We start from the raw sequence: 24,363 nt of genomic DNA on the forward strand, positions 1-24,363 counted from the left end.
CTGAACCTGGGCAACGCGACGGGACACCCGTCGTTCGTGATGTCCAACAGCTTCGCGGACCAGACGCTGGCCCAGATCGAGCTGTTCACGAAGCAGTCGGAGTACCCGACCGGCGTGTACGTGCTGCCCAAGCACCTGGACGAGAAGGTCGCCCGCCTGCACCTGGACTCGCTCGGTGTGAAGCTGACCGAGCTGCGTCCGGAGCAGGCCGCGTACATCGGTGTCGAGGTCGAGGGCCCGTACAAGCCGGACCACTACCGCTACTGAGCACCGTGCGACAGACAGGGGCGAGCGGCGTCGCGTTGACACCCGCATGCCCCCATGGAAGCATTTAGATAGTTCGCTACGTAACTGATTCTTGGTTGCCGGCGGCCGACCGCAGGAGAAAGTTCCCGTGCCCCCAGAACTGTCCACACTGCAGGGTGACGAGCGAGCGCAGCTCACGATGGTTGTCGTGGTGGGGGGCAATCTCTTCAGCAGGATCGAGGTGATGTCCGTCGTCGACCACGAGGAGGGCTTTCAGGCGGTCAGCTGCGCCGCCGATCCGGACTGTGTGCGGCAGGCCGTCGCCGCGCACCGTCCGCACATCGTGGCCGTGCTGGAGGACGCCGACACCGTGCCGATGCTCCACGAGCTCGCGCGGTGCGGGCCTGGACGGCGGGTCGTGGTCGTCACCCCGTCCCACCAGCGCGCAGGCGGCAGCAAGGTCCGGGCCGACGTGGACGGCATGCCCGTCCACCGGATCCACCGGGACGGCCTGGTTCCGGCGCTTCGGCTGCTCAGGTCCGGATACCGGGTGTGGGCGCGCGTCGGAACGCACGCAAAGGCCGGCTCCCGGGAGCAGCGGGCCGAACTGTGGTGGCGCGCGCATCAGTTGACCGCCCGTGAGACGGAGGTCGCCGAGCTCATGATCAAGGGCTGGAGCAACGTGGAGATCGCCGAGGGACTGGATCTGAGCGGAGCGACGGTCAAGAGTCATGTGCGCAGCCTCATGGGCAAGTTGAACCTCAAGAACCGCATCGACGTGATCACCACCGCCTACCGGACGGGCCTCGCCCGTCGGCACGCGCAGTTCGAAGCGATCCCTTTGCCGGCCGCTTTACCGACCCCGAAGTGAAAGAGATGAGCGAAGCCATGTCTACATCCACGCGTCCCAAGGTCTCCGGATTCCTGAAGTTCGGAAACAAGATGATGGCCGTCTTCCACGGCATGGGCCTGCCGGTGGGGCCGATGCACCTGCTCCGGGTCAAGGGCCGGGTCTCGGGACGGGAGTTCACCAACCCCGTCGCCCCCGTGACGGTCGACGGATCCATGTACATCCTCCAGGCGTTCCCGCAGTCCGACTGGGTCAAGAACGTCCGTGCCGCGGGGCAGGGCACCCTGGTCCGTGGCCGCAAGGCCAAGGCCGTGCAGCTGATCGAGGTACCCGCCGGCGAGCGGGCGCCGATCGCCCGGGAGTTCCCCACGCAGGTGCCCATGGGCGCCGGCATCTTCGTCAAGAACGGTGTGGTCGCCGACAAGACCCCGGCCGCCTTCGAGCAGGCCGCGACCGGCATCCCGATCTTCCGCGTGGTCCCGGTGTGACCGCTCCGCTCCACGGGAGGAGGCCCGCCCGGCGCTGCCGGGCGGGCCTCCTCCACGTCGTACGGGTCGTCGGTGTCACGCCGCCGTGCGGATCTCGCAGAGGGGAGCGCCGCGGGAGACACCGGCGCCCGCGGCGACCGCGACCTTGTGCACCACGCCGGTGCGGTGCGCGGTGATCGGCTGCTCCATCTTCATCGCCTCGATGACGAACAGCACGTCGCCCTCGCTGACCTCGGCTCCCTCGCTGGCGGAGATCTTCACCACCGTGCCGACCATCGGGCTGGTCAGCGACTCGGCACCGCTGGTCGCCGGGGCTGCCGCGGACGACCGCGCCCGCCGCCGGGACCCGCTCCGCAGTGCCGGTCGCGACATCGCCGCCAGCGATCCCGGGAGGACCACTTCGAGCCGGCGCCCGGCCACCTCGACGGTGTACGGCACGCGTCCGGTCTGCTCGTCGGAGTCCTCCTCCCGTGGCGCCTGCCACGGGTCGATCCGGATGGCGGACTGCTCCAGCCACCGGGTGTGCACGGCGAAGCCGATCGCGGGGTCGCTCGCCGTGAACTCCGCTGTCTCCAGCAGGGATTGGGCCAGATGGAGTGTGGTCGGTATGCCCTCGACCTCGAACTCCGCGAGCGCCCGCCGCGCCCGGGCGAGTGCCTGCGGCCGGTCGGCGCCCGTGATGACCAGCTTCGCGAGCATCGAATCGAAGGATCCGTCGATGACGGCGCCCTCCACCAGGCCGGTGTCGACCCGCACCCCGGGACCCGCCGGGACGCGCCAGCGGGTCACGGTGCCCGGCGTCGGCAGGAAGCCGCGGCCCACGTCCTCGCCGTTCACCCGGAACTCGATGCTGTGGCCGCGCTGCGGGGGATCCGAGTACCCCAGTTCTTCGCCCGCGGCGATCCGGAACTGCTCCTGGACCAGGTCGATTCCAGTGATCTCCTCGGTGACCGGATGCTCCACCTGCAGACGGGTGTTGACTTCGAGGAACGACAGGGTGCCGTCCTCGCCCAGCAGGAACTCGCAGGTACCGGCACCCGCATAGCCGGCCTTGGTGAGGATGGCACGGGACGCGGAACGCAGTGCCGCGTCCTGATCGGGCGTCAGGAACGGGGCCGGTGCCTCTTCGACGAGCTTCTGGTGACGGCGCTGCACCGAGCAGTCCCGGGTGGAGACCACCACCACGTTGCCGTGCAGGTCCGCGAGGCACTGGGTCTCCACGTGCCGGGCGCGGTCCAGGTACTTCTCGACGAAGCAGTCGGCGCGACCGAAGGCGGCCGCCGCCTCCCGGGAGGCCGATTCGAGGAGATCGGGGATCTCCTCCAGGGTGCGGGCCACCTTCAGGCCCCGCCCGCCGCCTCCGCCCACCGCCTTGATGGCCAGGGGCAGTCCGTGCCGTTCGGCGAACTCCAGGACCTCCTCGGGCCCGGACACCGGCCTGTCGGTGCCCGGTGCCAGCGGGGCGTTCACCGTGCGGGCGATGTCCCGGGCCGCGACCTTGTCACCGAGCCGCTCGATCGCGGACGGTGGCGGCCCGATCCAGGTCAGCCCCGCCTCGATGACGGCCCGGGCGAATCCGGCGTCCTCGGACAGGAAGCCGTAGCCGGGGTGGACGGCGTCCGCCCCCGACTCGGCCGCCCGCGCCAGGAGCTTGCCGACGTCCAGGTAGGTCTGCGCGGCGGTGGTGCCGTTCATGGCGTACGCCTCGTCGGCGAGCCGCACGTGCGGGGCCTCGCGGTCCTGGTCCGCGTAGACCGCGACGGAACGGAGCCCCGCGTCCCTGCACGCCCTTACGACACGGACGGCGATCTCGCCCCGGTTGGCTATCAGTACCTTGTGCATGCGATGTGCTCCTGAGTCATGGGCGTCGCGATGGTGTGTCACATGAGGTACGTCCCGGTGACCGCCGCGGCGAAGCCCGCCACGGCGATCCAGGTCCGGTCGCGGTTGGAGCGTGCCCAGCGGGTCCGGGTCTCGGCCCAGCCGGACGGAATGCCCCTGTTCGCCCAGGTGTCGATGGTTCGGTTGATCCGTACGTTGGACAGTTCGGAGACGAGCGCGACGCCGACGAGGCCGGCCTCCGCGACGGCGAACGCGGCCTTCGCGTCCCAGCCCGGGGCCAGCACGATCAGGGCCAGACCGATGGCCAGCGCGATCTTGTCGACGGTGGGCATCAGCGGGTCGAAACGAGGGTCGAGGGACCGGTGGATCTCGACGTACCGCTCGCTCGGCAGATCGGCCAGCATGGGCACCACCGCGATGTGGACTGCGATGAGCACCCCCGCCAGCGCACCGCTGAGCAGGACGAGCGACGCCGCCAGGAGGTGGACGAGCATGGGGATCGGCTCCTAGGCGTCAGTAGTCGAAATTCATCATCAGGCGGTAGGTGCCCTTCTTGGCGAACGTGCCGAAGAACGTCCGCATGAACAGATCGCGGGCGCCGCAGGCCAACGACCCTTTCCACTTGCCGAGTTCGCCGATGCGGTACGCGCCGCGCACCATCGAGCCGACCCGGTCGCGGCGCAGCTCTTCGTAGCGGGACAGGGCCCGGCCGAGGTCGGGCTCCCGCGCCAGCAGGCCGGACAGGACGAAGCCGTCCTCGATGGACTGGCCGGCGCCCTGGCTGAGGTTGAGCGTCATGGCGTGCGCCGCGTCGCCCACCAGGACGACCCGGCCGTGGCTCCAGGCCCGGTCACGGGTGGGCGGGCGGTCCGCGATGTCGATGGGCAGGATGGCGTCGTTGCGGGTGGCCGCGAGGATCTGCGGAATGGGGTCCTGCCAGTCCGCGTACGTCTCGCACATCACCTGCCGCTTGTCCTTGCGGAACATGTCGAAGGCGGTGCTCGCCTCGTCGGAGGTGATGGCGTCCCAGTAGACCTCGCGGTCGTTGAGGCGGCAGTACAGGAAGCGCAGACCGCCCTTGCCCCACAGGTTGAAGAAGGTGCCGCTCGGTACGACGTCCTCGCCCGGCAGCTCCGCGATGGCCTGCCAGGCCGTGTATCCGGCGTAACGGGGCGGCAGGTCATGGCCGTTGCGCAGCGCGCCGCGCACCGCCGAGCGCATGCCGTCGGCGCCGATCAGGACGTCGCCGCGTTCCGAGGAGCCGTCGGCGAAGTGTGCCGTGACTCCGTCGGCGTCCTGCTCGAAGCCGGTGCACTGGGCCCCCATCCGCACGCAGTCCCCGGCCTCGTCGAGGAGCAGGGAGTTCAGGTCGGAGCGGCGCAGTGCCACGGCGGGCGCGCCGATCCGGTCCCGCTCGGGGCCGATCGCCCAGCGGGCCAGGGTGCGGCCGTTCGCCGAGCGGAACTCGTGGAACAGGATCTCCGAACTGACCTTGCTCACCCGGTCTTCGAGGTCGAGCCCCCGCAACGCCACGAAGGCGTTGTGCCACAGCATGAAACCGCCACCGGTCAGCAGCCGGCTCGGCTCGGTACGCCGCTCGAACACCTTGACGTCGACACCGGCCCGGCGCAGGCCGATCGCGGTGGTGAGTCCGCCGATGCCCGCGCCGATCACCAGGGCCTTCTGGACAGGCATGACCTTCTCCTCAGCCGGCCGCGGGCGCGGAGCGCGGAGTCTCGTACGACTCCAGCGTCGCGCGCACCTGATGGATGGAACGCCGGAAGCTGTCCGCCCAGAACGGGTACATGGCGGCGGACTGCCGCATGTGCTCGGGGTCGTCGGCCCAGGCGCGGAACTGTGCCTCGTCCTCCCACTCGGCGATCAGGGAGTACTGGGTCGGGTCCGCGGCGTCGCGCAGCAGGGCGTCCCTGACGTGGCCGGGGGTGCCCTTCACCTTGCTGGTGACGTCCAGGTACGCCTGCTCGAAGGCCTCGAAGTCCTCGGGCTTGATGGTGGCGTTCATGATGACGCGAATGGTCATGTCCCTACCGTGCCTTTCGTGGTGGAAGCGGTGGCGGCGCCGACGTGCGCGACGACGTCGAGGAGCGACTTGCTCGCCGACTCCCGCAGCTGGTCGAGGGTGGCGGACAGCGCCTTGCGGTCCTCACTGCGCTGATACGCCGTCAGGTTCTCGCGGGAGTCCCAGTCGGCGGTGATCGTGTAGAGCAGTGGGTCGTCGGGGGAGCGCAGCATGGTCTGGGCGAGGGCGCCGGGATAGCCGCTGGTCACGGCGGCGGCGTCCCGCCAGGTGCGCTCGAACGCCTCGGCGCATCCGGCGCGCACCTTCATGTCGAGCACCGTGCGGATCATGACGCGTGCCCCCAGCCGCTCTCGGTGTGGCCGGTGAACGGCTGCCAGGTGGGCTTCGGAGCCGGGGGTACGGTCTCCTCGTCGAGTCCGAGCCGCGCGGAGAGCCGGGCGGTGAGCAGTGCGAGCAGTGCGGCGGTCTCGTGCGCGTCGGGGTTGCCGCGCACGATCCGCACCACGTTCTGGGGCTCGGCTACGCGTTCCACGAGTAGAACTCCTTCGCCATCGCGTCGGCGGGGCCGCGCCAGGTCTGTGGGTCGTAGGCGCCGATGTGCGGCTTGAGCTTCTCGTTGACGTCCTGGAAGAGCTCGTGGCCGCGCACCTCTTCGATCCGGTCGCCGATCCGCTCCTCGGAACCGATCAACTGGAAGTACAGCCCCTGGTACCGGAACAGCCGACGGTGCTTCACGCCCACCAGGTGCGGGAGGTCGGTGGCGTCCGACTCGGCCCAGATGTCGGCGACGCGGTCCGTGTCCTCGGGGTTCATGCGCGCGACGATCAACGTGTACTGCATGAGAGCTCCTTCCCTGCCGTGGAGATGGTCACGGCGGTTGCGAACATCCTCGGCGCACCGCGTAAAGCCGCTATGAGGGCGGGACAAACGGCGAATAGTTAGTGTGCTGCCTAATGTTCTGAACTACTCTGCTGGAGGGCTGTCGCCGCATTCCCCCGCCGGCGGCAGCCCCTTGTGCACGCCGCGCGACGGCGGAGGGCCTCCCCGAAGTCGGGAAGGCCCTCCGCCGTCAGCTCGCGGTCGACGTCACACCGCGGTGAGCGTGGCGCGTTCCTGCACCCGATCGCGGATCAGGGCCAGCTGCAGTGCGGAGTTGGTGTTGATCCGCGCGGTCATCCCCGCGGTGTCCACCGGGGCCTGCGGCTTCATCCGGAAGTCCTGCTCCCAGCGCAGCTCGGTGCCGCCCTCGACCCGGTGGTAGGTCCACACGATGTTCATGAACTCGAACGGGCCGGTCTCCACACGGTGCGCCCGCACCGTTCCGGACTCCTTGTCCAGGGTGCGCCGGGACACCCAGCTCCACTCCGTGCCGTTCTCGTCCGGGTGCATGGTGAGCCGGAACGTGACCGTGTCACCGGTCGTCTCCAGGATCTCGGCCCGTGCGTACTCGCTGAACAACTGCGGCCAGGCGGCCACGTCGTTCGTCTGCTGCCACACCTCCTCGTACGGGGCCGCGATGACGATGCTCTGCTCTGTGCGGCCCTCGTGCACGAGACCCGTGTCCACCAGACGCCGGTTGACGCCGAGCAGCAGCTCGAAGGGGGTCCGGGTGCCGTCGGCGGCGCTGTCGGGTTCCAGGCCGAGACGGAGCTCGACCTCCGAGACGACGCCGAGGGCGCCCAGCGAGTCGACGCCGAGCTCCTCGAACGTGACCGCGGGGTCGAGCAGTTCGCGGGCGCTGATGCCCGCCCCGGACGCGCGGTTGATCAGTTCGGCGTACTCGTCGAGGGTGATCACTGAAGTGGTCACATCGGTGCCTTCCTGTGAGGTGCTCATCAAAGGTGCTCCATGGAGGTGCTCCGTGGATCGGTGAAGGGTGTGGAGGTGACGCCCGTGGGGGTCACAGGGCCTTGACGACGACGGCCGCGTTGAAGCCCTCGAAGCCGCGGGCGAGGACCAGCGCCGTACGCACCGGTGCCTGACGCGTTTCGCGGACGAGGTCCAGGCTGATGCCGGACGCGGGCGTGGACAGCGTCGGGGTGCCGGGAATCACGGAGTCGCGGATCGACAGCAGCGCGGTCGCCACGTCGAGCGGCGCCCCGCCCGCGTGCAGCCGGCCCACCAGACACTTGGGCACGGTCACCGGTACGCCGTGCTCCCCGAACACCGCGCTGATCGCCCGGGCCTCGGCGAGGTCGGCGGCCGGCACCCCGAGACCGTCGGCGAACACCACGTCGATGTCGGACGGGTCGACCCGCGCGTCGGCGAGCGCCCGCACGATCGCGCGGCGCAGGCCGGGCTCGCGGCCGGACCCGGGAGCCGGGTCGAAGGTGGCCGCGTAACCGGCCAGCTCCCCGTAGCCGTGATCGGCGTCGCGTGCCCGCCAGGTGTCCTCGGACTCGACGATGAAGATCGCCCCGCCCTCCCCGGCGACGTACCCGTCGGCCTCGGCGTCGAACGGGCGGTAGGCGCGCTCGGCGTCCCGCCGGCCGGTCATCAGACCCGCGGAGGTGTGGCAGGCCAGCGCGTAGGGGCCCAGGGGGGCGTCCGTGCCGCCGGTCACCACCGTCGAGGCGTCGTCCCGCAGCGCCCGGCGGGACTGGCCCAACGCATCGAGCCCGCCAGCCTGTTCGCCGACCAGGACACCGCAGGCGCCCTTCATGCCGTGCCGGATCGAGATCTGGCCGGTGGTCGCCGCGTAGAACCAGGCGATCGACTGATAGGGGCCGACGAAGCGCGATCCCTTGTCCCACAGCTTCTGGATCTCCCGCTGGCCGAACTCGTTGCCGCCGGACGACGTCGCGGTGATCACCGACATGTCGTACTCGCCGAGCTCGCGCGGATCGATCCCCGCGTCCTCCAGGGCGCGTCCCGCGGCGACCAGACCGAACTGGGTCCACCGGTCCGTCTGGACCATGAGCCGGCCGTCGATGGTGTCGCGCGGGGCGAAGTCGTCGACCTCGCCCGCCACATGGACCGGATAGCCGGACACGTCGAAGGACCGCACCGGGCCGATCCCGCTGACTCCGTTGAGTGTCGCGTCCCAGAACTCCTTGGTGGTGGAGCCGTTGGGGGCGATCACGGACACACCACTGAACACGGTGCGACGGTTGCTGGTCATCGCGTCACTTCCCGCTTCCCCGTCCGGGCCTGGCCAGCAGCATCGCCGACTGGAAGCCGCCGAACCCGCTGCCCACGCTCAGCACGATGTCGTTGACGTTCTTGCGCGCGGTCACCGGCACGTAGTCGAGGTCCAGCGCCGGGTCCTGCTCGTGCAGATTGGCCGTGGGCGGCACCGTGTCGTGCTCGATCGCCAGCGCGCAGGCGGCGACCTCCAGGGCTCCGATGGCGCCCAGCGAGTGCCCGATCATCGACTTGATGGAACTGACCGGGACACGGAGGGCCGCCTCGCCCATCGACTTCTTCAACGCGGCGGTCTCGTGACGGTCGTTCTGGGCGGTGCCCGAGCCGTGCGCGTTGACGTAGCTGATCATGTCGGGTGTGATACCCGCCCGCCGCATCGCGATGTCGATGGCTTCGGCCATATCCAGGCCGTCCGGCTTGAGACCGGTCATGTGGTACGCGTTGCTGCGCTGGGCGAACCCGATGATGTCGGCGTAGGCGTGCGCGCCGCGGCGCGCCGCGTGTTCGCGGCTCTCCAGGACCAGCACGGCCGAGCCCTCGCCGAGCACGAACCCGTCGCGGTCCTTGTGGAAGGGGCGCGAGGCGTGCGCCGCGTCCCCGTTGTTGCGGGACGTGGCGCCGATCGCGTCGAAACAGGCCACGGTGATCGGCGAGATCGGCGCGTCCGTCGCCCCGGCGATCACCACGTCCGCCGAGCCCTCGGAGATGAGCTCGACGCCGTGCGCGACCGCGTCGAGGCCCGAGGTGCAGCCGGTGGACACGACCGTCGAGGGCCCCTCGGCACCCGCGGCCCACGCCACCTCGACCGCGAGCGTGCTGGGGATCAGTGCGCGGTACAGGTGCTCGGTGGCCAGCTCCGGGGTGACCTCCCACTGCTTACCGCCGTCGCTGACCACCACGTACTCGTCCTCGAGCCGGGTGGTGCAGCCGACCGCGCTGCCGATGCTGACCCCGGTGCGCTCCGGGTCGGACCCGTCCGCGGCGAGCCCCGCGTCCGCGAGCGCCTCCCGCGCGGCGACGACCGCGAACTGGGCAGCGCGGTCCATGCGTTCGGTCTCCTGCGGGGTCAGCCCCGACGCCGCGGCGTCGAAGTCGACCTCCGCGGCGATCCGGGACTGGAAACCGGTGGGGTCGAACAGGGTGATGCCGCGCGTGGCGGTGCGGCCGGCTGTCAGCAGGTCCCAGTAGGCCTCACGGCCGACCGCGCCGGGGGCCACCACACCGATACCGGTGACGACCGCACCCCACTTGGTGTCGTTCGCGCTCATCGCGGCTCCCCGGCGGGGGAGAGCTCCGGGTGGGGGACGTCCTCGGTGTCCACGTGGCCGAGGTCGGGCCGAGGCGCCAACGGGCCGAGTTGGTAGATGAGTTCGACCGGAGCGGTGGAGCGGTTCTCCAGGCGGTGGCGCACGTTGATCGGGACCAGGACGCCCTCCCGGTCGCTCACCTCGACCTCCTCGCCGTCGAGCCGCAGCGCGACCGTGCCGGACAGCACGTAGAGGAACTCCTCGGAGTACGGGTGGTAGTGCTCGCTGATGAACTCGCCGGGCTCCAGGCGCGCATGGCCCATGAACCCGCTGGTGGCACCGGTGTTGCCGGGGCCGAGCAGGGTGCGCAGTTCACCGCCGCGATGCCGGTTGACCGGCACCTCGTCGAAGGCGACCTTGCGGATGGTGGTGCGTGGCTCGCCGGTGATCTCGTGACGCATGTCAGGTGTCTCCTCGGGGTGTCGGGGGCGGGTCACAGCGGTGAGTTGCCGTGCTTGCGGCGGGGCAGGTCGACGTGTTTCGAGCGGAGCATCTGCAGCCCCTCGTAGATCGCCGAGCGGGTGTCGCGCGGGTCGATCACGTCGTCGACGAGCCCGCGCTCCGCGCCGTAATAGGGGTGCATGAGGGTGCGCTGGTACTCCTGGACCAGGCGCGCCCGGGTCTGGTCCCGGTCGTCGGACGTGGCGATGGCGCGGCGGTGGATGACGTTGGTCGCCGCCTCGGCGCCCATGACGGCGACCTCGTTCGAGGGCCACGCGAAGGAGAGGTCGGTGCCGATGGACCGCGAGTCCATCACGATGTAGGCGCCGCCGTAGGCCTTGCGCATGAGGACCTGGATGCGGGGCACCGTCGCCTCGCAGTACGCGTACAGCAGTTTGGCGCCGTTGCGGATGATGGCGTTGTGTTCCTGGTCGACGCCCGGAAGGAACCCGGGGACGTCCACCAGGGTCACCAGCGGAATGTTGAAGGAGTCGCAGAAGCGGATGAACCGCGCCGCCTTCTGGGACGCCTCGATGTCCAGGACGCCGGCGAGCACGAGGGGCTGGTTGGCGACCACGCCGATGACCTCGCCGCCGATCCGGGCCAGGCCGACGACGACGTTGCCCGCCCAGGCCTCCTGCAGTTCGAGGAACTCGCCGTGGTCGACGATCTCCTCGATGACGCCGCGGACGTCGTAGGGCTGGTTGGGGGAGGAGGGCACCACGTCGAGCAGGCCGTCGCAGGCCCGGTCCACCGGGTCGTTGCTCTCCTCGCTCGGCGGGAACTCCCGGTTGTTCTGCGGCAGGAACGACAGCAGCCAGCGCAGCTGCTCGAACGCGTCGTCCTCGTCCGCGTGCACCGACGTCGCCTGCCCGGACCGGGCATGCACATCGGCGCCGCCCAGGCCCTCGAAGTCGATCTCCTCCCCGGTGACCGCCTTGATGACATCGGGCCCGGTGATGTACATGCTGGCGGTCTCGCGCACCATGAGGACGAAGTCGGTGAGGGCCGGCGAGTACGCGGCGCCGCCGGCGCACGGTCCGAGCATCACGCTGATCTGCGGGATCACCCCCGACGCCTGGACGTTGCGGCGGAAGATGCCGCCGTAGCCGGCGAGGGCCATGACACCCTCCTGGATCCGGGCGCCCGCACCGTCGTTGAGGCCGATCAACGGCGCGCCCGCGCTCTGCGCCAGATCCATCACCTTGTGGATCTTGGTGGCGTGGGCCTCTCCGAGGGAGCCGCCGAAGATGCCGAAGTCATGGGCGTAGACGAAGACCTTGCGTCCTTCGATCGTGCCCCAGCCGGTGATCACACCGTCCGTGTACGGGCGCTTGGCGTCCATGCCGAAGTCCGTTGCCCGGTGCCGGCGCAGCATCTCCAGCTCGTGGAAGGAGTCCGGGTCCAGGAGCCGGCCGATGCGCTCGCGCGCGGTCAGCTTCCCGAGCCGGTGCTGACGCACCGCCGACTCCGCGTCGAGGCCCTCGACCACCCGCTGTCTGATGACGCCGAGTTCCGCCGCACGGTCGGCCAGACCCTCGGGCGGCAGCCCTGGCGGTATGTCCTCCTTTACGGAGGTGCCATGCCGTTCTGTGTCCGACACGCCACTCACGCTCCCTCCCACTGACACGCTCGACCGAATCCGGCCCCACTGCGGCCGGTACCCGTCGGAGTCTGCGGCGGTGCGGAAAATTTCCTGTGAGGCGGACGCAAAGCCGAATGGCACCCGCACTGCTTATTCGGGGCTTTATCCGGAGCCTTTGTGGTGCCCAGATACTCGACGGCGTCGCAATGGAAACGGGCCGGAGGGAAGGGACGAACCATGACGGCTACCCGTGGGCGCATCGTCCAGCTGGACGACGTCAAGCCCATCAAGTGGGCTGGTGAGCAGGGGCGTTGGCTGCTGCGCGGTGAGGAAACCGGCGGACTCTACTCGTTCTTCGAGGTGACCTCCCCGCCTGGTGGCGGACCGCCGGTGCACATTCATGAAGACGTCGACGAGTCCTTCTACGTCATCGACGGCGAATACGAGATAGAGCTCGACGGGGTAAAGCACAAAGCGACACCGGGAAGTCTGGTGTACGGGCCCCGCGGTGTGAGTCACGCATTCGTCAACACCTGGCACAGGCCCAGCAAGATGCTCTGCATCGCCACTCCGGGCGGTGTGGAGGACTGGTTCGAGGAGCTCGGCCAGCTGATCGACGGCCAGGGCCCGCCGGAGTGGGACAAGATGCAGGCTCTCGCCAACAAGCACCGCATCGTCGGGTTCCGTCCCGGTGGCCCCGGCGGTCCGGGTGGCAAGGGTGGGCCGGGCGGTCCTCCTGGCGGCCGCCCCGGTGGACCCGGTGGCCGTCCCGGCGGACCGGGTGGGCACGGCGGACCGGGTGGGCACGGTGGACCGGGTGGTCACGGCGGACCGCCCGCGGGCAGGAGCTGAACCATGGCCCAGGACTCGGCCACGATCCTCGCCGAGACGGCTGCCGGCGTCTCCGTCATCCTGGTCGCCGGATCACTGCTCGTCCCGCTGCTCAAGCGGCTGCGCCAGCCCCCGGTGATCGCCGAGATCCTCGCGGGCATCGCGCTCGGGCCGAGCCTTTTGGGCCTCTTCCCGGGAGACCTGCCCGACCTGCTGTTCCCGCCGGGGGCCCGCGCGGGCCTGTCGGCCGTCGCGCAGATCGGCATCCTGCTGTTCATGTTCCTGATCGGCTGGGAGATCGACCTGCAGCAGATCAGGGCCCGCAGGAACGCGGTGCTCGGCATCTCGCTGTCGGCGATCGCCGTGCCGTTCGCCACCGGCGTGATCCTCGCCGTCTGGTTGTACGGCAACCACGACCGGGTGGGCGGCGAACACGTCGGACAGACCCCGTTCGTGCTGTTCGTGGGGACGGCCATGGCCATCACCGCGTTCCCGGTGCTCGCCCGGATCATCCTGGAGCACCGGTTGCAGCACACCAGGGTGGGCATTCTGGCCCTGGCCAGCGCCGCCGTCGGGGACGCCCTCGCCTGGTGCATGCTCGCCGTCGTGTCGGTGGTGGCGGTCGCCGGCGGATCCGGACACGTCTTCACGGTCGTCGGCGGTTCCGTCGCGTACGCCGTCGTCCTCGTCGCCGTGGTGCGTCCGCTGCTGCGGCGCCTGGTGACGGCGATGACCCGCAACGACGTGGTCTCGCCGCGGCTGCTCCCGGTGATCGCGGCGGGGGCCCTCGGCTGCGCCTTCTTCACGCACTGGATCGGCCTCGACGCGATCTTCGGCGCGTTCACCTTCGGCCTCGTCATGCCGAGGTCGTCGCTGAAGCTCCTCACCTCGTCGGTACGGGTGCCCTTCGAGCACGTCACGACGCTGCTCATGCCGATCTTCTTCATCACCACCGGACTCTCCGTCGACGTGACGCAGTTGGGCGGGGCCGGGGCCCTGGAGCTCGTCGCGATCGTCGTCGTCGCCTGCTTCGGCAAGGTGGTCGGCGCGACCGGGGCATCGGTCGTCGCGGGCCTGCCGTGGAAGGAGGCGAGGGCCATCGGCGTGCTGATGAACACCCGGGGGCTCACCGAGCTGATCATCCTGAACGCCGGGGTGAGCATGGGCGTCCTGGACAACCGGATGTTCACGATGATGGTGCTGATGGCACTGGTCACCACAGCCCTCGCCGGCCCGCTGGTGCCCCGCAAGTCCTATGCGCGCGGCGGTGGCGAACTGCCGTTGAAGGAAACGGTGCTGCCCCGCACACCGTGACACCGGCGGCCACCCGTGCCGCCGCCCCACCCCGCCTCCCAGGACCGCTGGAGACCGAGATGTCCTACCCGTACAAGAGTGCCTTCGTGACCGGAGCGTCGAGCGGTATCGGCGCGGAGTTCGCCGAGCAACTGGCCCGCAAAGGCGTCGATGTGACGCTCGTCGCCCGCCGGGAGGCCCGGCTCAAGCACCTCGCGGTCAAGCTCTCCGACACCTATGACGTCCAGGTGGACGTGCTCCCGCTCGATCTGGGGGACGAGGACGACCTGGAGACGGCGGCAGCGCGGGTCGCGGAGCCCGGCGAACGGGCGGTCGACCTGTTGGTCAACTGCGCGGGTTACGGATCGACCGGCTACTTCCACGAGTTGTCCCGGCAGAGGGAGGCCCATCAGATCCGGGTCAACCTGATGGCGCCCGTGGTCCTCAGCCACGCCGCGCTCGGGCAGATGACGGACCGCCGGCACGGCGGCATCCTCAACATCTCCTCCATCGTCGCCGGTCTGCCCATGCCCAAGTCCGCGGTCTACGGGGCCTCCAAGGCGTTCCTCGGCTCGTTCGGCGAGAGCCTGTACATGGAGGCGCGCGCCAGTGGCGTGCACGTCACCACGGTGCGCACCGGCCTGGTCCGCACGGAGTTCCACGAGGCCGCGGGGCTCGACACCGCGGGCCTGCCCAAGCTGGCCTGGCTGCGGCCCGAGCAGATCGTGGAGCCGGCGCTCAAGGCCGTGGCCAAGGGCCGCGCGTTCGTCACGCCGGGAGCCATGAACCGCATGCAGCCGTACTGGCTCGGCGCGACCCCTCGGCCCGCCCTGCAGGCCGTGGTGCGCCGGATGTACAAGGTCTGACCGCACGCCGGTCAGGCCCCGTCGGACCCCGGTCCGTGAGCGGTCGTCCCCCTGCCGCTCACGGACCGGACCTGTGTCGGGCGGGCACCGCTGCCCGCCTGCTCGTCGCCGGGCACCGTGTCGTCGAGGTCCACCAGGCCGAGTTCCTGAGCGAGGACGACCAGGCACAGCCGGTTGCGCATCCCCAGCTTGCGCATGAGGCGCTGGACATGGGAGCGCACGGTGTTGCTGCTCACCCACAGCCGCGACGCGATCTCGGCGTTGTTGCGGCCGTGGCCGATCAGCGCCAGCACCTCGCGCTCGCGCTTGGACAGGTCCGCGAGCGCCGTGGCCGGGTCCCGGCCGACCGCCCAGGCGAGGGCGGGCCCGCTCGCGCTCAGTCGCTCGTCGTCGAGGATCTCCTCCGCGATGACCGTGCAGCGCTGGGCCACCAGCCGGGCGGCGTCGGACAGTTCGTCGTCCGACGCCGCGTCCAGCACGATGCCGTGCACACCGAACCACAGCACGCCCGCCAGCTCGGCGAACGGCTCCTCCACCATCAGGAGGGTGGGCGGCGGCACGGGCTCCAGCACGGAGGTGGCGCGGTGGGCCAGCCATGCGCTGGCCCGGTCCACCGCGGCCACCACGAGGTCGGGAGACCGCTCCTTTCCCCGGGGCAGTACGGTGAAGCCGTCGAAGTCACCGAAGCGTTTTTTCAGGGCCGTTCGACGTCTCTCGTCCGGGCCCGTGACCGTCACCGTGATCAAAGCTCCCCCTGCCCCCGTGCATGGCCGATCGCCCATGGTGCGCGTAGCGCGCGAGTGCCGTCAGCTCTCCTGAGAAGGTCTCCGGATCCCGGCCTTCTCGAGCCGCGGTACTACCTCGCCCGCGAAGTACTCAAGTTCGCCAAGGTAGTCAAAAAAGGACAGGGCGATCCCCGAAACGCCGGACTTCGCAAAGGAGATGAGCGTGTCGGCGATCTCGTCCGGTGTGCCCACCAGCGGGTGGCCGCCGTGTCCGGCGGCGAATCGCGGCCGGAACATGTCGATCTGTTCCTGCGTGAACGACTGCGGGTTGATGCCCTGACCGCTCATCACCGTGTCGACGCCGTCCCAGTCGGCGTTCTCCTGCGCGTAGTAGTGCAGGAACTCCTCGGCCTCGGCGCGCGTGGGCCGGCACACGACGTACGCGTTGGACAGCACGCCGATGTCGCGGCCGCCCTCGCGTGCGGCCGCCTCGCGGACACTGTCGACGAGGGCGGCGCCGCGCCGGGGGTCGAAGGCGGCGGTGAGCAGGTAGTCGGCGTTGCGGGTGGCGAAGCCGCGCCCGGCGGGCGAGACGGCCGCGTTGATGACGGGCATCGTGCCGTGCAGGGGGCGCGGGCTGGTGTGCAGGCCGCGCAGATGCGGGAAGTGGGTGCCGTCGTGGTCGAAGGGCGCGGCACTGGCCCACAGGGTGCGGACCAGGTCCCACCACTCCTGGGCGTGCCCGTAGCGCTGCTCGGGGCTGTCCGGCAGGTCCAGGCCGAAGGCTTCGTACTCGGCCTGGTACCAGCCGGCGACGATGTTGAGCCCGGCCCGGCCGCCGCCGATCCGGTCGAGGGTGGCCAGCTGCTTGGCGGCGACCATGGGCGGTATCAGCGCGCTGTGCACGGTGGCGAAGACGCGGATGCGCTCGGTCGCCGCGAGCAGTCCCGCGGCCCAGGTGATGGTCTCCAGGACGTCCTCGTGGAAGGACGTGCCGGGCCAGCCGATCCAGCGGCCCACCGGGAGCAGGAAGTCCATGCCGAGGCGGTCGGCGAGGCGCGCGAGTGCGACGTTGTCGTCCCAGGTGCCCGACCAGCGTTCGGGGGCCTTGGTGATGGCGAGGCCGGACGAGGCATTGGGCGCGAACAGGCCCAGCTGGAATCCGTTCTCGGCGGACAGGGTGTGCTCCACGGTGGGTCCTCTCCGAAGGCGCGACAGAAGGGCCGCCGCGCACCGGATCTCCGGTCCGCGGCGGCCCGTTCACCGTGGCACAGCGCGATTAAGCCGTCGTAAGAGCCTCAGTCCGTCCAGGTGTCGCGGGCTCGGTAGGCGGGGGTCCAGAGGTTCTTGAGGGCCATCCGCATCGGCATCGGCATGAAGGATTTCACGCGCTCCACGTTCTCGGCGGTGGCGTTGTCGAGGAGCCAGGGGAACAGCTCCGCGGCTCCGGTCAGGCCCAGCTGGTTGCGCTGGTCCGCGGTGAAGGCCTTCCACTCCTGGGCCGTGAGCGCCTCCGCGACGTAGGGCAGGCCGTCCTTCTCCTCGTGGTCGAGGTGTCGCCCCAGGCTGTCGGCGAACTCCGCCACGGCTCCCTCGACCTGGTCGGCGGGCGTGTGCGGGTCGGCGAGGGCGGTGTCGATCCGGGCGAGCAACGGATCGATGAGCTCGTGCTCGGCCTCCAACTCCTTCAGAGTGGACAGGGTTTCGGGGCGGTGCGCCAGACCCTCGACCATGCGCGGCCACAGGTCGCGGTCCTCGCCCTCGTGGTGGAAGCGCAGCTGGGTCTTGAAGATCTCCCACCCGGTCTCGATCCGCTTGCGGGCGGCCGGGTCGTCGGTGCGGGTCGCCGCGGCCGTCTCCAGGCGGCGCAGGTCCCTGCGGAAGCCGTCGTGGCTGACCAGCATGATCGTGAGGTCCACGTGGCTCTTGGCCATGGTGTGCTCTCCATTTCTGTGCACGGCTGTCCGCGCAACGGTCCGGGCATGACGACGGCCGGCCGGGAAGGGGCGCCGGCCGGCCGTCGCGGATGCGTGCGGTCAGGCGCGCTTACGGCCCACAACGGCCGTGGCGTGCGCGGGCAGTTGCAGTACGTGCTCGACCTCCAGGCCCGCCTCTTCCATCCAGGCCCGGCACTCGGCCGCGGTGTACTCGTTGCCTGCGGGGGACTGCATCATCATCGTCAGGCTCATCAGCAGGGTGTCCGCGTCGCGGCGGTCGTCGTCGATCATCGGGTCGTAGACGATCACGGCGCCGCCGGCCGGGATGTGCGCGGCGGCCTGGGCGATGAGGTCCTTGCGGGTGGCGACGGGGGTGTCGTGCAGGACGTTGCCGAAGATGACGACGTCCGCGCCCGGGATCTTGTCCTGGTAGAAGTCGCCGCCGTGGAAGGTGATCCGGTCCGCGGCCACGCCCCGGTCGGCGGCCAGTTCCTCCAGGAACGGCTTCATCACGGGACGGTCGAAGACACCGCCGGTCAGGTGCGGGTGGGCGAGCAGCAGGGTGTCGGCGAGGTTGCCGCGGGCGCCGCCGACGTCGACGAAGGAGGTGTGCTGGGACCAGTCGTACCGGCGGGCGAGCTCGGGGCCGATCGCGCTGTTGAGGCTGTCCATCGCGCTGAGGAACTGCCGCAGCCGCTGCGGGTCGCGGAAGATCTGCGCGAAGGGCACCTTGCTGGAGTCCTGCCCGTGCGCGGCGCCGGTGTGCAGCATCTCGGCCAGGGTCTCCCAGCCGGCCCCCATGAACTCCGTGGTCATCTTCAGGAAGCCACCCACGTAACCGGGCTGACCGGGGATCAGGTTGCGGCCGGTGGCCGGGCCGTTGCGGTAGACACCCTCGTCGTCCCGGGTGAGCAGGCCGAGGGCGGTGAGCGAGTCGAGGAAGTCCGGCACACCGCGCTGGTGCAGTCCGAGACGGCCCGCTATGTGTTCGGCGGTGCCGGGTTCCTTGGCGAGGGTCTCGAACAGGCCCATGTCCAGAGCCGTCATCAGCAGCTTGCTGCGCATGAACGACCAGCCGACCAGCATGATGTCGAACGCGTCGTCGAGGGCCGCGTCGTCCCCGGTGAAGTGCGTGGGCGTGGTCAGATTGGACGTGCTCATGTCAGGTCCCTTCGGGTTGGGTGACTCTACGTTCGTGAGGCGTGGTGTGTGGGGTCGGAGCCGGCGAGAGCCTTCAGAAGGGCCCTAAGCCGTCCACATGCCGACCCGGTCCAGGGCGGCCCGGTCCGAGTCGAGCACGATCCGGTGGATCAGGCGGAGGTCGTCCCCCGGCTCGATGCCGAGTTCGTCCACCAGGCACTGCCGGGTGGTGCGGTACACCTCCAGGGCCTCGCCGCTGCGCCCGGACAGGAACAGCGCGACCATCAGCAGTGCGTGCAGGCGCTCGTTGTACGGGTTGGCGGCGACCAGTTCGCGCAGCCGCGCGATGGCCTCGCCACGCCGTCTGCCGAGCCGCACCTCGAGCGAGATGCGGCCCTCCTCGACGCCGATCCACGACTCTTCGAGGCGGGACGCCGCGCTCTGCAGCAGGGTGCCTTCGCGCAGACCGACCAGCGGTGCGCTGCGCCAGAGCGCGGAGGCTTTCGAGAAGTGCCGGAGCGCGGTTTCCTCGTCCTGTTCGTCCAGAGCGGCGATCGCGCTTTCCCGGTGCCGGTCGAATTCGACGACATCGAGCATTCCGTCGTCGATCGAGAGGTAGTAGCCCGGGGGTTCCCCGACGAGAAAGAGATTACCCCGTGCGCTGCTCTGCTGCAGTATTTTTCGGATCTGGGATATGTATACGCGCAAGGCCTGCAGTGCCGTGCGGGGCGGTCCCTGCGGCCAGAGTTCGTCGATGAGCGACTCTGTCGAGAGAACTCGGTGGTGGTTGACCAGGAGTGCCGCGAGCAGCACCCGCAATTTGTGTGCCTGCGGAGTGAGGATCCGGTCCCCATCGTGTACCTGCAATTGCCCGAGCAACTTGAAACGCACGGTGTGACTCCCCCGAGTGTCGATGTGGGCCGGGCTTTTACTGGTACGGCTGCAGTTTCTGCATGGCGCCGGCGAAGAATCCGAGTGGCCGTCCGTCGCGCCTCAGCAGCCCGATGTCGACGGCCTTCCCGATGATGATCACGTGGTCGCCGCCGGGCACGTGCTGGGTCACCTCGCACGTGACGTAGGCGAGGGACTCGGTGAGCACGGGGCTGCCGCCGCGGCCGGGCAGCGAGTTGACCTTGAGGAAGCGGTCGACGCCCGAGGCGAACAGGGCCGCGATGTCCCGCTGCTCCTCGGAGAGGATGTTGACGGTGAACGATGACCCGACGTCGAGGGCCGCGCGGAACGAGGAGGAGTCGCGCAGGCAGAAGAGTGCGAGCGGGGGGTCGAGGGAGAGCGAGGCGAAGGAGTTCACGGTCATTCCGAAGAGCTCTCCGGAGTAATTCGCCGTAATGACCGTCACGCCGGTCGCGAAACGACCGAATATGGCGCGCAGTTCCCGCTGGTCGATGACCTCTGTGTTCTGTTCTCTGAATTCGGCGGCTTGATCCACCACCATGATGTCCCTCCTTTTCTGCGGCAGGGCAGAAGATGGGTGCGCAACAGGGGTGAGAAGCGGAATGATAAAGTCCGACTCGGTTGTCGCCGAGTGGGACTTTGCGAAGTTCTGGCCCCCGCTATTCCGTGCGATGAAGCTATCACGGGGGAGTCGTCCGGAACTCAACCCTTCGGACGAATCTGCTGCCCCGCCGAACCGCGGAATGTGACGCTACGTGCCGGTAGCCAGGGCTCGGCCCTGGCTACCGGTTACTTTTCGGGGTCGCTCAGAGCATTGCCGTGCCACCGTCGACCAGGAAGTAGCCACCGGTGAGATAGGAGGAGCGCTCGGAGACGAGGAAGGCGATGGATTCGGCAACGTCCAAAGGCGTCCCATTGCGTTTGACGGCGGTTCTGTTCGCGTTGTCCGTCCGTACCTTCTCGGGCACGTGTGAGGCCAGCGAGCTGAGGATCAGTCCCGGGGCGACGAGATTGACCCGGACGCCCTCGGGACCGACCTCGCGGGCCAGTGTCCTGGCCGCCGCCTCCAGGGCCGCCTTCGACATCGACAGCGCGCCGAACCCCTCGGGCGAGCGCCGGGACAGGGAGGCGCCGACGGCCACCACGGCGCCGCCCCCGCGCTCCACCATGCCGGGGACCAGGGCGTGCACGGGGTTGAGGAAGGCGTTCAACTGCGCCTCGACCACATGGAGAGCCTGTTCGCGCGGGGCCTTGAGCAGCGGCCCCGGTCGTGCGGCCCGATTGTCGACGCCGGCCGCGTTGGCGATCAGGATGTCGACGGGCCCGACCTCCTCCCGGGCCACGGCGGCCATGCGGTCGACCTCCTCGGCCCGGGTCACGTCGGCCTGGAGTGCCACGGCGGTGCCGCCCTCGGCCCTGATGTTCTCGACGACCTGGTACGCGGCGGCCTCGTTGGACCGGTAGTTGACCACCACCGCCGCGCCCTCACGGGCCAGCAGTTGGGCGGTGGCGGCGCCGATCCCCGAGCTGCCGCCGGTGATCAGGGCGACCTTGCCGGTGAGGTCCGTGCGCTGTCGGGTGTCCATCACACATGTGTCCTTCCGTGACTGACATGGGAACGGGTGACTGGAACTGATGGCTGAACAGGTGACTCAACGCCGGGAGCCGGGGCTGATGCGGCGCAGCGGGAGCAGGAACACGAGCAGGAAGACCAGGGAGTAGACCGCCACCTCGTACCCGAGGCTCGTGCGCAGGGAGTCCGAGAAGTGCTGCTGGCGCGCGGTGTTCAGGGTCGTGTCGACCAGGCGCGGCACGGCCGGGTCGCCCGCGGTGCGCGCCCGGTCGGCGAGCGTCCGGCAGCTCGGCGGGGGTGCGGAGTGGTCGTCGGCCCGCGCCTGGTCGGCGAAGCACTCGGTCAGTGACCGCTCCAGGGCGGTGGCGGCCGGTGCGGACACCGCCAGGTGCTTCAACTCGGCACGGAATGCCGGGAGTTCGGCGTTCGTGGCGGCGCCCGCATGGCCGCTGAGCAGACCGAAGAAGAGGGCACCGAGCACGGCGACACCCACCGCGTTCCCCGACTGCCCCACCATCGCCTTCACCCCGGCCGCCGACCCCGCGCTCGGGCCCTGCGCCTCGGCGAGCACCACGTCGTTGACGGTGGTCACGATGAGCCCGAGCCCGAGTCCCACCACGAGCCCCGCGGGCGTGAGCCGCCACACCGAGAGGTCGGTCGGCCAGGCGTGCAGCGTGAGCATGAGGGCCACCATGCCGACGGCCATCACGACGGCGCCGGCCTGGACGACCCGTTTGCCGAGCCGGGGCATCAGCGGGATGGCGATCCCGGAGGCCAGGCCGGTGCCCACGGCGATGGGCAGGAAGGCGAGTCCGGTGCGCAGTGCGGACCACTGGTAGCCCGCCTGGAGTTCGACGGCGAGGACGAGGAAGAACGCCGAGATGCCGGCGAAGCTGAAGAACTGGATCACGAGGCCGGTCCCGAAGGAGCCGCCCCGGAACAGTCCCAGGTCCACCACCGGCCATCCGCCCCGCTTCTCCAGCGCGCGCTGGTGCCACAGGAAGAGGCCGACCGCGGGCACCGCGAGGGCGAGCAGGGTCCAGATCCACCACGCCCAGCCGGCGTCGCGGCCCTGGATCAGCGGGAAGACGACCAGGGCGACGGCGGCCGATCCGAGCACCGTGCCCACCGGGTCGAGGCGGGGGCGCTGGGCGGAGCGCCGCTCGGGGACCAGGAGCAGCGCGCCGACCGCGGCGAGCACGCCCACGGGTATGTTGATCAGGAAGATCATCCGCCACCCGGAGCCGAGCAGGTCCCCCTCGACGAGTGCGCCGCCGAGCAGCGGGCCCGTGATGCCGGCGAGTCCGGTGACACCGCCGAGGGCGCCGAAGGCGGCTGCCCGGTGTCTGCCGGTGAACGTGACATGGATGATCGCCTGAACCTGCGGGAACATGAGGGCCGCGGCCAGTCCCTGCAACAGCCGGAAGAGGACGATCTGGGTGCCGCTGGTGGCGGTGCCGCACAGTAGGGACGCGGCGGCGAAGGAGAGCACGCCCCAGACGAAGATCCGGCGGCAGCCGAAGATGTCACCGAGCCGCCCGCCCGCCACCAGGCCCGCGGCGAAGGTCAGTTGATAGCCGGCCAGGATCCACTGGACCTGGGCGTAGCTGGTGTGGAACGAGTTCTGGATCTCGGGGGTCGCCACCGTGACCACGGTGACGTCGAGCAGTTCCATGAAGGCGGCCAGGAGGATGACGGCCAGCCCCAGCCAGGCACGTCGCGTCGGTGGCGGCGCGGTGTCGGGGGTGCTGGCGCTGTCGGCCGGGGCCGCGGTACCGGTGCTGAGCTCACTCACAGGAGGCTCCCGTTGGTTGCCGGTCGCGAAAATGATTAGTACCCTAACGAATTAATTTTGGAGCGGTCAACCGGTTCCGGAGTGGCCGGTTCGGTGACGGGAGATACTCGCTGTGACCAGGCAACGAGCGGAGGTACGAGTGCCGGAGCAGGAAACCCCGGACGCCCGGACGGCGGCGGACGACGGGCCCACATGGCTGCGCAAGAGCATCGCGCCGAAGCTGCGGCTCGCCGCAAAGGAGTCGCGCGCGTTCTTCGAGGAGGAGTTGAGCAGGTCGGGGGCGAGCTTCGCCGCCTGGACCATCCTGGCGACGCTCACCCTGGAGGGGCCGATGATCCAGCGCACCCTCGCGAAGTATCTGAGCATCGAGGGCCCCACGCTGTCGCGGCACCTGGAGACGATGGAGCGGCGCGGCCTCATCGTCCGTACGCGGGACGGCGTCGACCGCCGGGCGGCGGTGGTGGAGCTCACCGATGAGGGGAGCAGCCGGTACGTGGAGATCGAGTCCGTCGCCCTGCGCAGCCAGGAGCGGATGCTGGAGGGGCTCAGCAATGCCGATGTGGCCAAGCTGGGCGAGCTGCTCGGGCGCATCCGGGACAATGTCAAGCCCGGCTGAGCCGTCTCCGCCTCGGGTGCTCGCATGGGCTCCTCGCCTCGACAGGGCGACAGCCGCGCCCGCTCATGGTGGTCGCCCACATCTCACCGGGCGGGCGTGAAGCGGGCGTCAAGTGCCCGAAAAAGTGGGCTGATCCAGGCTCAGGGCGGGCAGCAGCGCGTCCACGAGCCGGGCGGCGTGCCCCTGCGGGCCGCCCCGGGCGGGCGCGAACGCGGCGCGGAAGACCTCACGCAGGCACGCGCCGAGCAGCAGGGCGGCGAGGGCCTCGGGATCGGCCGTTGCGGCGATCCGGCCCAGGCGCTGTTCGGCGCGGAGATACCCGGCCACCGTTCCGGCTCCGTCCGTGGTCGCGACCGGCGGGCCGGAGCGCTCCAGGAGCGCCGGGTCGGCGTGGAAGGCGGCCAGGGCCCGGAGGTTGGCCTCGTAGTGGGCCAGGGCGGCGAGAGCCAGGGCGCACAGGTTCTCCCGCAGGTCGCCCCGGCCCGCCGAGGGCAGTGGCGGGCCGGGACGGGGCGGTGGATCCAGGGGAACGCGCTCCGCGAGGACCGTGGCGAACAGCTCCGCCTTGCTCGCGAAGTGCTTGTAGAGCAGGGCCTCCGAGCAGCCCGCCGCGGCCGCGATCTCCTTGGTGGTCGCCCGGTGCGAGCCCGCGTCCCGCAGGACGCCGGCCGCCGCGTCGAGAATGCGTTCCCGTGTGGTCCCGGACATGGGTGGCGGCGCCTCCTGACGGC

Annotated in this window: 28 protein-coding genes and 2 pseudogenes; 7 read left to right on the forward strand and 23 right to left on the reverse strand. The window is 70.1% G+C overall.

Annotation, left to right across the window (positions count from 1 at the left end; all coding sequences use genetic code 11):
- The 3 genes from ACY34M_RS32820 to ACY34M_RS32830 form a co-directional block, all read left to right on the forward strand.
- A partial coding sequence (locus tag ACY34M_RS32820; RefSeq protein ID WP_462722174.1) for an adenosylhomocysteinase occupies positions 1-267 on the forward strand: 267 nt, incomplete at its 5' end.
- 127 nt (positions 268-394) lie between these two features.
- Positions 395-1,117, forward strand: a complete 723-nt coding sequence (locus ACY34M_RS32825; protein ID WP_462722173.1) for a helix-turn-helix transcriptional regulator — start codon at positions 395-397, stop codon at positions 1,115-1,117.
- A gap of 17 nt (positions 1,118-1,134) precedes the next feature.
- Positions 1,135-1,584 (forward strand): nitroreductase/quinone reductase family protein, encoded by a 450-nt coding sequence (locus ACY34M_RS32830; protein ID WP_462722172.1) that lies wholly within the window; start codon positions 1,135-1,137, stop codon positions 1,582-1,584.
- Positions 1,585-1,659: 75 nt separating this feature from the next.
- Here ACY34M_RS32830 and ACY34M_RS32835 read toward each other — a convergent pair whose 3' ends face one another.
- The 13 genes and pseudogenes from ACY34M_RS32835 to ACY34M_RS32895 all read right to left on the reverse strand — a co-directional run bounded on the left by ACY34M_RS32835 (position 1,660) and on the right by ACY34M_RS32895 (position 11,920).
- Positions 1,660-3,426, reverse strand: a complete 1,767-nt coding sequence (locus ACY34M_RS32835; RefSeq protein ID WP_462722171.1) for an acetyl/propionyl/methylcrotonyl-CoA carboxylase subunit alpha — start codon at positions 3,424-3,426, stop codon at positions 1,660-1,662.
- A 38-nt stretch (positions 3,427-3,464) separates the two neighbouring features.
- Positions 3,465-3,920, reverse strand: a complete 456-nt coding sequence (locus tag ACY34M_RS32840) for a hypothetical protein (protein WP_462722170.1) — start codon at positions 3,918-3,920, stop codon at positions 3,465-3,467.
- Positions 3,921-3,939: 19 nt separating this feature from the next.
- The gene (locus tag ACY34M_RS32845; RefSeq protein WP_462722169.1) at positions 3,940-5,121 is read right to left on the reverse strand and encodes an FAD-dependent monooxygenase; all 1,182 of its coding nucleotides are present in this window, start codon (positions 5,119-5,121) and stop codon (positions 3,940-3,942) included.
- A gap of 10 nt (positions 5,122-5,131) precedes the next feature.
- Positions 5,132-5,467, reverse strand: coding sequence for an antibiotic biosynthesis monooxygenase family protein (locus ACY34M_RS32850; protein ID WP_462722168.1), 336 nt, complete (start codon positions 5,465-5,467; stop codon positions 5,132-5,134).
- Complete coding sequence (locus ACY34M_RS32855) at positions 5,464-5,796, reverse strand: antibiotic biosynthesis monooxygenase family protein (protein WP_462722167.1); 333 nt, start codon at positions 5,794-5,796, stop codon at positions 5,464-5,466. The genes ACY34M_RS32850 and ACY34M_RS32855 overlap by 4 nt, the downstream gene beginning before the upstream one ends.
- Complete coding sequence (locus ACY34M_RS32860) at positions 5,793-5,999, reverse strand: acyl-CoA carboxylase epsilon subunit (RefSeq protein ID WP_462722166.1); 207 nt, start codon at positions 5,997-5,999, stop codon at positions 5,793-5,795. Before ACY34M_RS32860 ends, ACY34M_RS32855 begins: the two co-directional genes overlap by 4 nt.
- On the reverse strand, positions 5,987-6,307 hold the full coding sequence (locus ACY34M_RS32865) for a TcmI family type II polyketide cyclase (RefSeq protein WP_462722165.1): 321 nt from the start codon (positions 6,305-6,307) through the stop codon (positions 5,987-5,989). The genes ACY34M_RS32860 and ACY34M_RS32865 overlap by 13 nt, the downstream gene beginning before the upstream one ends.
- A gap of 246 nt (positions 6,308-6,553) precedes the next feature.
- Entirely contained in the window at positions 6,554-7,018 is a 465-nt protein-coding gene (locus ACY34M_RS32870) for an SRPBCC family protein (protein WP_462722182.1), read from the reverse strand.
- A gap of 84 nt (positions 7,019-7,102) precedes the next feature.
- Positions 7,103-7,303: pseudogene (locus tag ACY34M_RS32875) on the reverse strand (phosphopantetheine-binding protein); the annotation flags it as partial.
- A 64-nt stretch (positions 7,304-7,367) separates the two neighbouring features.
- The gene (locus tag ACY34M_RS32880; protein WP_462722164.1) at positions 7,368-8,588 is read right to left on the reverse strand and encodes a ketosynthase chain-length factor; all 1,221 of its coding nucleotides are present in this window, start codon (positions 8,586-8,588) and stop codon (positions 7,368-7,370) included.
- Between the two features lie 4 nt (positions 8,589-8,592).
- Positions 8,593-9,879: a beta-ketoacyl-[acyl-carrier-protein] synthase family protein gene (locus ACY34M_RS32885; RefSeq protein WP_462722163.1), complete on the reverse strand. Its 1,287-nt coding sequence runs from the start codon at positions 9,877-9,879 to the stop codon at positions 8,593-8,595.
- The gene (locus tag ACY34M_RS32890; RefSeq protein ID WP_462722162.1) at positions 9,876-10,319 is read right to left on the reverse strand and encodes a cupin domain-containing protein; all 444 of its coding nucleotides are present in this window, start codon (positions 10,317-10,319) and stop codon (positions 9,876-9,878) included. The genes ACY34M_RS32885 and ACY34M_RS32890 overlap by 4 nt, the downstream gene beginning before the upstream one ends.
- A 32-nt stretch (positions 10,320-10,351) precedes the next feature.
- Entirely contained in the window at positions 10,352-11,920 is a 1,569-nt protein-coding gene (locus ACY34M_RS32895; RefSeq protein ID WP_462722181.1) for an acyl-CoA carboxylase subunit beta, read from the reverse strand.
- A 261-nt stretch (positions 11,921-12,181) separates the two neighbouring features.
- Between ACY34M_RS32895 and ACY34M_RS32900 the strand changes: the two genes are divergently transcribed.
- The 3 genes from ACY34M_RS32900 to ACY34M_RS32910 are packed head-to-tail and all read left to right on the forward strand — an operon-like array spanning position 12,182 to position 14,934.
- Positions 12,182-12,796: a cupin domain-containing protein gene (locus ACY34M_RS32900; protein ID WP_462722161.1), complete on the forward strand. Its 615-nt coding sequence runs from the start codon at positions 12,182-12,184 to the stop codon at positions 12,794-12,796.
- Positions 12,797-12,799: 3 nt separating this feature from the next.
- Positions 12,800-14,089: a cation:proton antiporter domain-containing protein gene (locus ACY34M_RS32905; RefSeq protein WP_462722160.1), complete on the forward strand. Its 1,290-nt coding sequence runs from the start codon at positions 12,800-12,802 to the stop codon at positions 14,087-14,089.
- Positions 14,090-14,148: 59 nt separating this feature from the next.
- Positions 14,149-14,934 (forward strand): SDR family NAD(P)-dependent oxidoreductase, encoded by a 786-nt coding sequence (locus ACY34M_RS32910; protein WP_462722159.1) that lies wholly within the window; start codon positions 14,149-14,151, stop codon positions 14,932-14,934.
- Between the two features lie 11 nt (positions 14,935-14,945).
- Here the strand turns inward: ACY34M_RS32910 and ACY34M_RS32915 are convergent, their stop codons facing one another.
- The 9 genes and pseudogenes from ACY34M_RS32915 to ACY34M_RS32955 form a co-directional block, all read right to left on the reverse strand.
- A complete protein-coding gene (locus ACY34M_RS32915) occupies positions 14,946-15,671 on the reverse strand; it encodes a helix-turn-helix transcriptional regulator (protein WP_462722158.1) in 726 nt (241 codons plus the stop codon).
- Between the two features lie 69 nt (positions 15,672-15,740).
- Positions 15,741-16,850: an LLM class flavin-dependent oxidoreductase gene (locus ACY34M_RS32920; protein ID WP_462722157.1), complete on the reverse strand. Its 1,110-nt coding sequence runs from the start codon at positions 16,848-16,850 to the stop codon at positions 15,741-15,743.
- Positions 16,851-16,957: 107 nt separating this feature from the next.
- Complete coding sequence (locus ACY34M_RS32925; RefSeq protein ID WP_462722156.1) at positions 16,958-17,593, reverse strand: hemerythrin domain-containing protein; 636 nt, start codon at positions 17,591-17,593, stop codon at positions 16,958-16,960.
- 102 nt (positions 17,594-17,695) lie between these two features.
- Entirely contained in the window at positions 17,696-18,757 is a 1,062-nt protein-coding gene (locus ACY34M_RS32930) for a methyltransferase (protein WP_462722155.1), read from the reverse strand.
- Between the two features lie 84 nt (positions 18,758-18,841).
- Positions 18,842-19,333 carry an AfsR/SARP family transcriptional regulator gene (locus ACY34M_RS32935; protein ID WP_462722180.1) on the reverse strand — a complete coding sequence of 164 codons (492 nt, stop codon included), beginning with the start codon at positions 19,331-19,333 and terminating at the stop codon, positions 18,842-18,844.
- 30 nt (positions 19,334-19,363) lie between these two features.
- Positions 19,364-19,627 (reverse strand): annotated as a pseudogene (locus tag ACY34M_RS32940) (AfsR/SARP family transcriptional regulator); the annotation flags it as partial.
- 37 nt (positions 19,628-19,664) lie between these two features.
- Complete coding sequence (locus ACY34M_RS32945) at positions 19,665-20,189, reverse strand: flavin reductase family protein (protein WP_462722154.1); 525 nt, start codon at positions 20,187-20,189, stop codon at positions 19,665-19,667.
- Positions 20,190-20,454: 265 nt separating this feature from the next.
- Entirely contained in the window at positions 20,455-21,234 is a 780-nt protein-coding gene (locus tag ACY34M_RS32950; protein ID WP_462722153.1) for an SDR family NAD(P)-dependent oxidoreductase, read from the reverse strand.
- A 66-nt stretch (positions 21,235-21,300) separates the two neighbouring features.
- On the reverse strand, positions 21,301-23,016 hold the full coding sequence (locus ACY34M_RS32955; protein ID WP_462722152.1) for an MFS transporter: 1,716 nt from the start codon (positions 23,014-23,016) through the stop codon (positions 21,301-21,303).
- 139 nt (positions 23,017-23,155) lie between these two features.
- Here ACY34M_RS32955 and ACY34M_RS32960 point away from each other — a divergent pair, with 139 nt between their 5' ends.
- Positions 23,156-23,632, forward strand: a complete 477-nt coding sequence (locus tag ACY34M_RS32960) for a MarR family winged helix-turn-helix transcriptional regulator (protein WP_462722151.1) — start codon at positions 23,156-23,158, stop codon at positions 23,630-23,632.
- A 108-nt stretch (positions 23,633-23,740) separates the two neighbouring features.
- Here the strand turns inward: ACY34M_RS32960 and ACY34M_RS32965 are convergent, their stop codons facing one another.
- Positions 23,741-24,340, reverse strand: a complete 600-nt coding sequence (locus ACY34M_RS32965) for a TetR/AcrR family transcriptional regulator (RefSeq protein WP_462722150.1) — start codon at positions 24,338-24,340, stop codon at positions 23,741-23,743.
- Positions 24,341-24,363: the final 23 nt, after the last annotated feature.

The organism is Streptomyces sp. EDA2-14 (assembly GCF_054963755.1).

Coding starts and splice junctions, on each gene's coding strand:
- ACY34M_RS32930 (WP_462722155.1), bottom strand. CDS start 18,757: ATGAGCACGTCCAATCTGACCACGCCCACGCACTTCACCGGGGACGAC.
- ACY34M_RS32935 (WP_462722180.1), bottom strand. CDS start 19,333: ATGCTCGATGTCGTCGAATTCGACCGGCACCGGGAAAGCGCGATCGCC.
- ACY34M_RS32855 (WP_462722167.1), bottom strand. CDS start 5,796: ATGATCCGCACGGTGCTCGACATGAAGGTGCGCGCCGGATGCGCCGAG.
- ACY34M_RS32845 (WP_462722169.1), bottom strand. CDS start 5,121: ATGCCTGTCCAGAAGGCCCTGGTGATCGGCGCGGGCATCGGCGGACTC.
- ACY34M_RS32910 (WP_462722159.1), top strand. CDS start 14,149: ATGTCCTACCCGTACAAGAGTGCCTTCGTGACCGGAGCGTCGAGCGGT.
- ACY34M_RS32950 (WP_462722153.1), bottom strand. CDS start 21,234: ATGGACACCCGACAGCGCACGGACCTCACCGGCAAGGTCGCCCTGATC.
- ACY34M_RS32885 (WP_462722163.1), bottom strand. CDS start 9,879: ATGAGCGCGAACGACACCAAGTGGGGTGCGGTCGTCACCGGTATCGGT.
- ACY34M_RS32905 (WP_462722160.1), top strand. CDS start 12,800: ATGGCCCAGGACTCGGCCACGATCCTCGCCGAGACGGCTGCCGGCGTC.
- ACY34M_RS32925 (WP_462722156.1), bottom strand. CDS start 17,593: ATGGCCAAGAGCCACGTGGACCTCACGATCATGCTGGTCAGCCACGAC.
- ACY34M_RS32840 (WP_462722170.1), bottom strand. CDS start 3,920: ATGCTCGTCCACCTCCTGGCGGCGTCGCTCGTCCTGCTCAGCGGTGCG.
- ACY34M_RS32890 (WP_462722162.1), bottom strand. CDS start 10,319: ATGCGTCACGAGATCACCGGCGAGCCACGCACCACCATCCGCAAGGTC.
- ACY34M_RS32900 (WP_462722161.1), top strand. CDS start 12,182: ATGACGGCTACCCGTGGGCGCATCGTCCAGCTGGACGACGTCAAGCCC.
- ACY34M_RS32880 (WP_462722164.1), bottom strand. CDS start 8,588: ATGACCAGCAACCGTCGCACCGTGTTCAGTGGTGTGTCCGTGATCGCC.
- ACY34M_RS32835 (WP_462722171.1), bottom strand. CDS start 3,426: ATGCACAAGGTACTGATAGCCAACCGGGGCGAGATCGCCGTCCGTGTC.
- ACY34M_RS32965 (WP_462722150.1), bottom strand. CDS start 24,340: ATGTCCGGGACCACACGGGAACGCATTCTCGACGCGGCGGCCGGCGTC.
- ACY34M_RS32945 (WP_462722154.1), bottom strand. CDS start 20,189: ATGGTGGTGGATCAAGCCGCCGAATTCAGAGAACAGAACACAGAGGTC.
- ACY34M_RS32850 (WP_462722168.1), bottom strand. CDS start 5,467: ATGACCATTCGCGTCATCATGAACGCCACCATCAAGCCCGAGGACTTC.
- ACY34M_RS32830 (WP_462722172.1), top strand. CDS start 1,135: ATGTCTACATCCACGCGTCCCAAGGTCTCCGGATTCCTGAAGTTCGGA.
- ACY34M_RS32865 (WP_462722165.1), bottom strand. CDS start 6,307: ATGCAGTACACGTTGATCGTCGCGCGCATGAACCCCGAGGACACGGAC.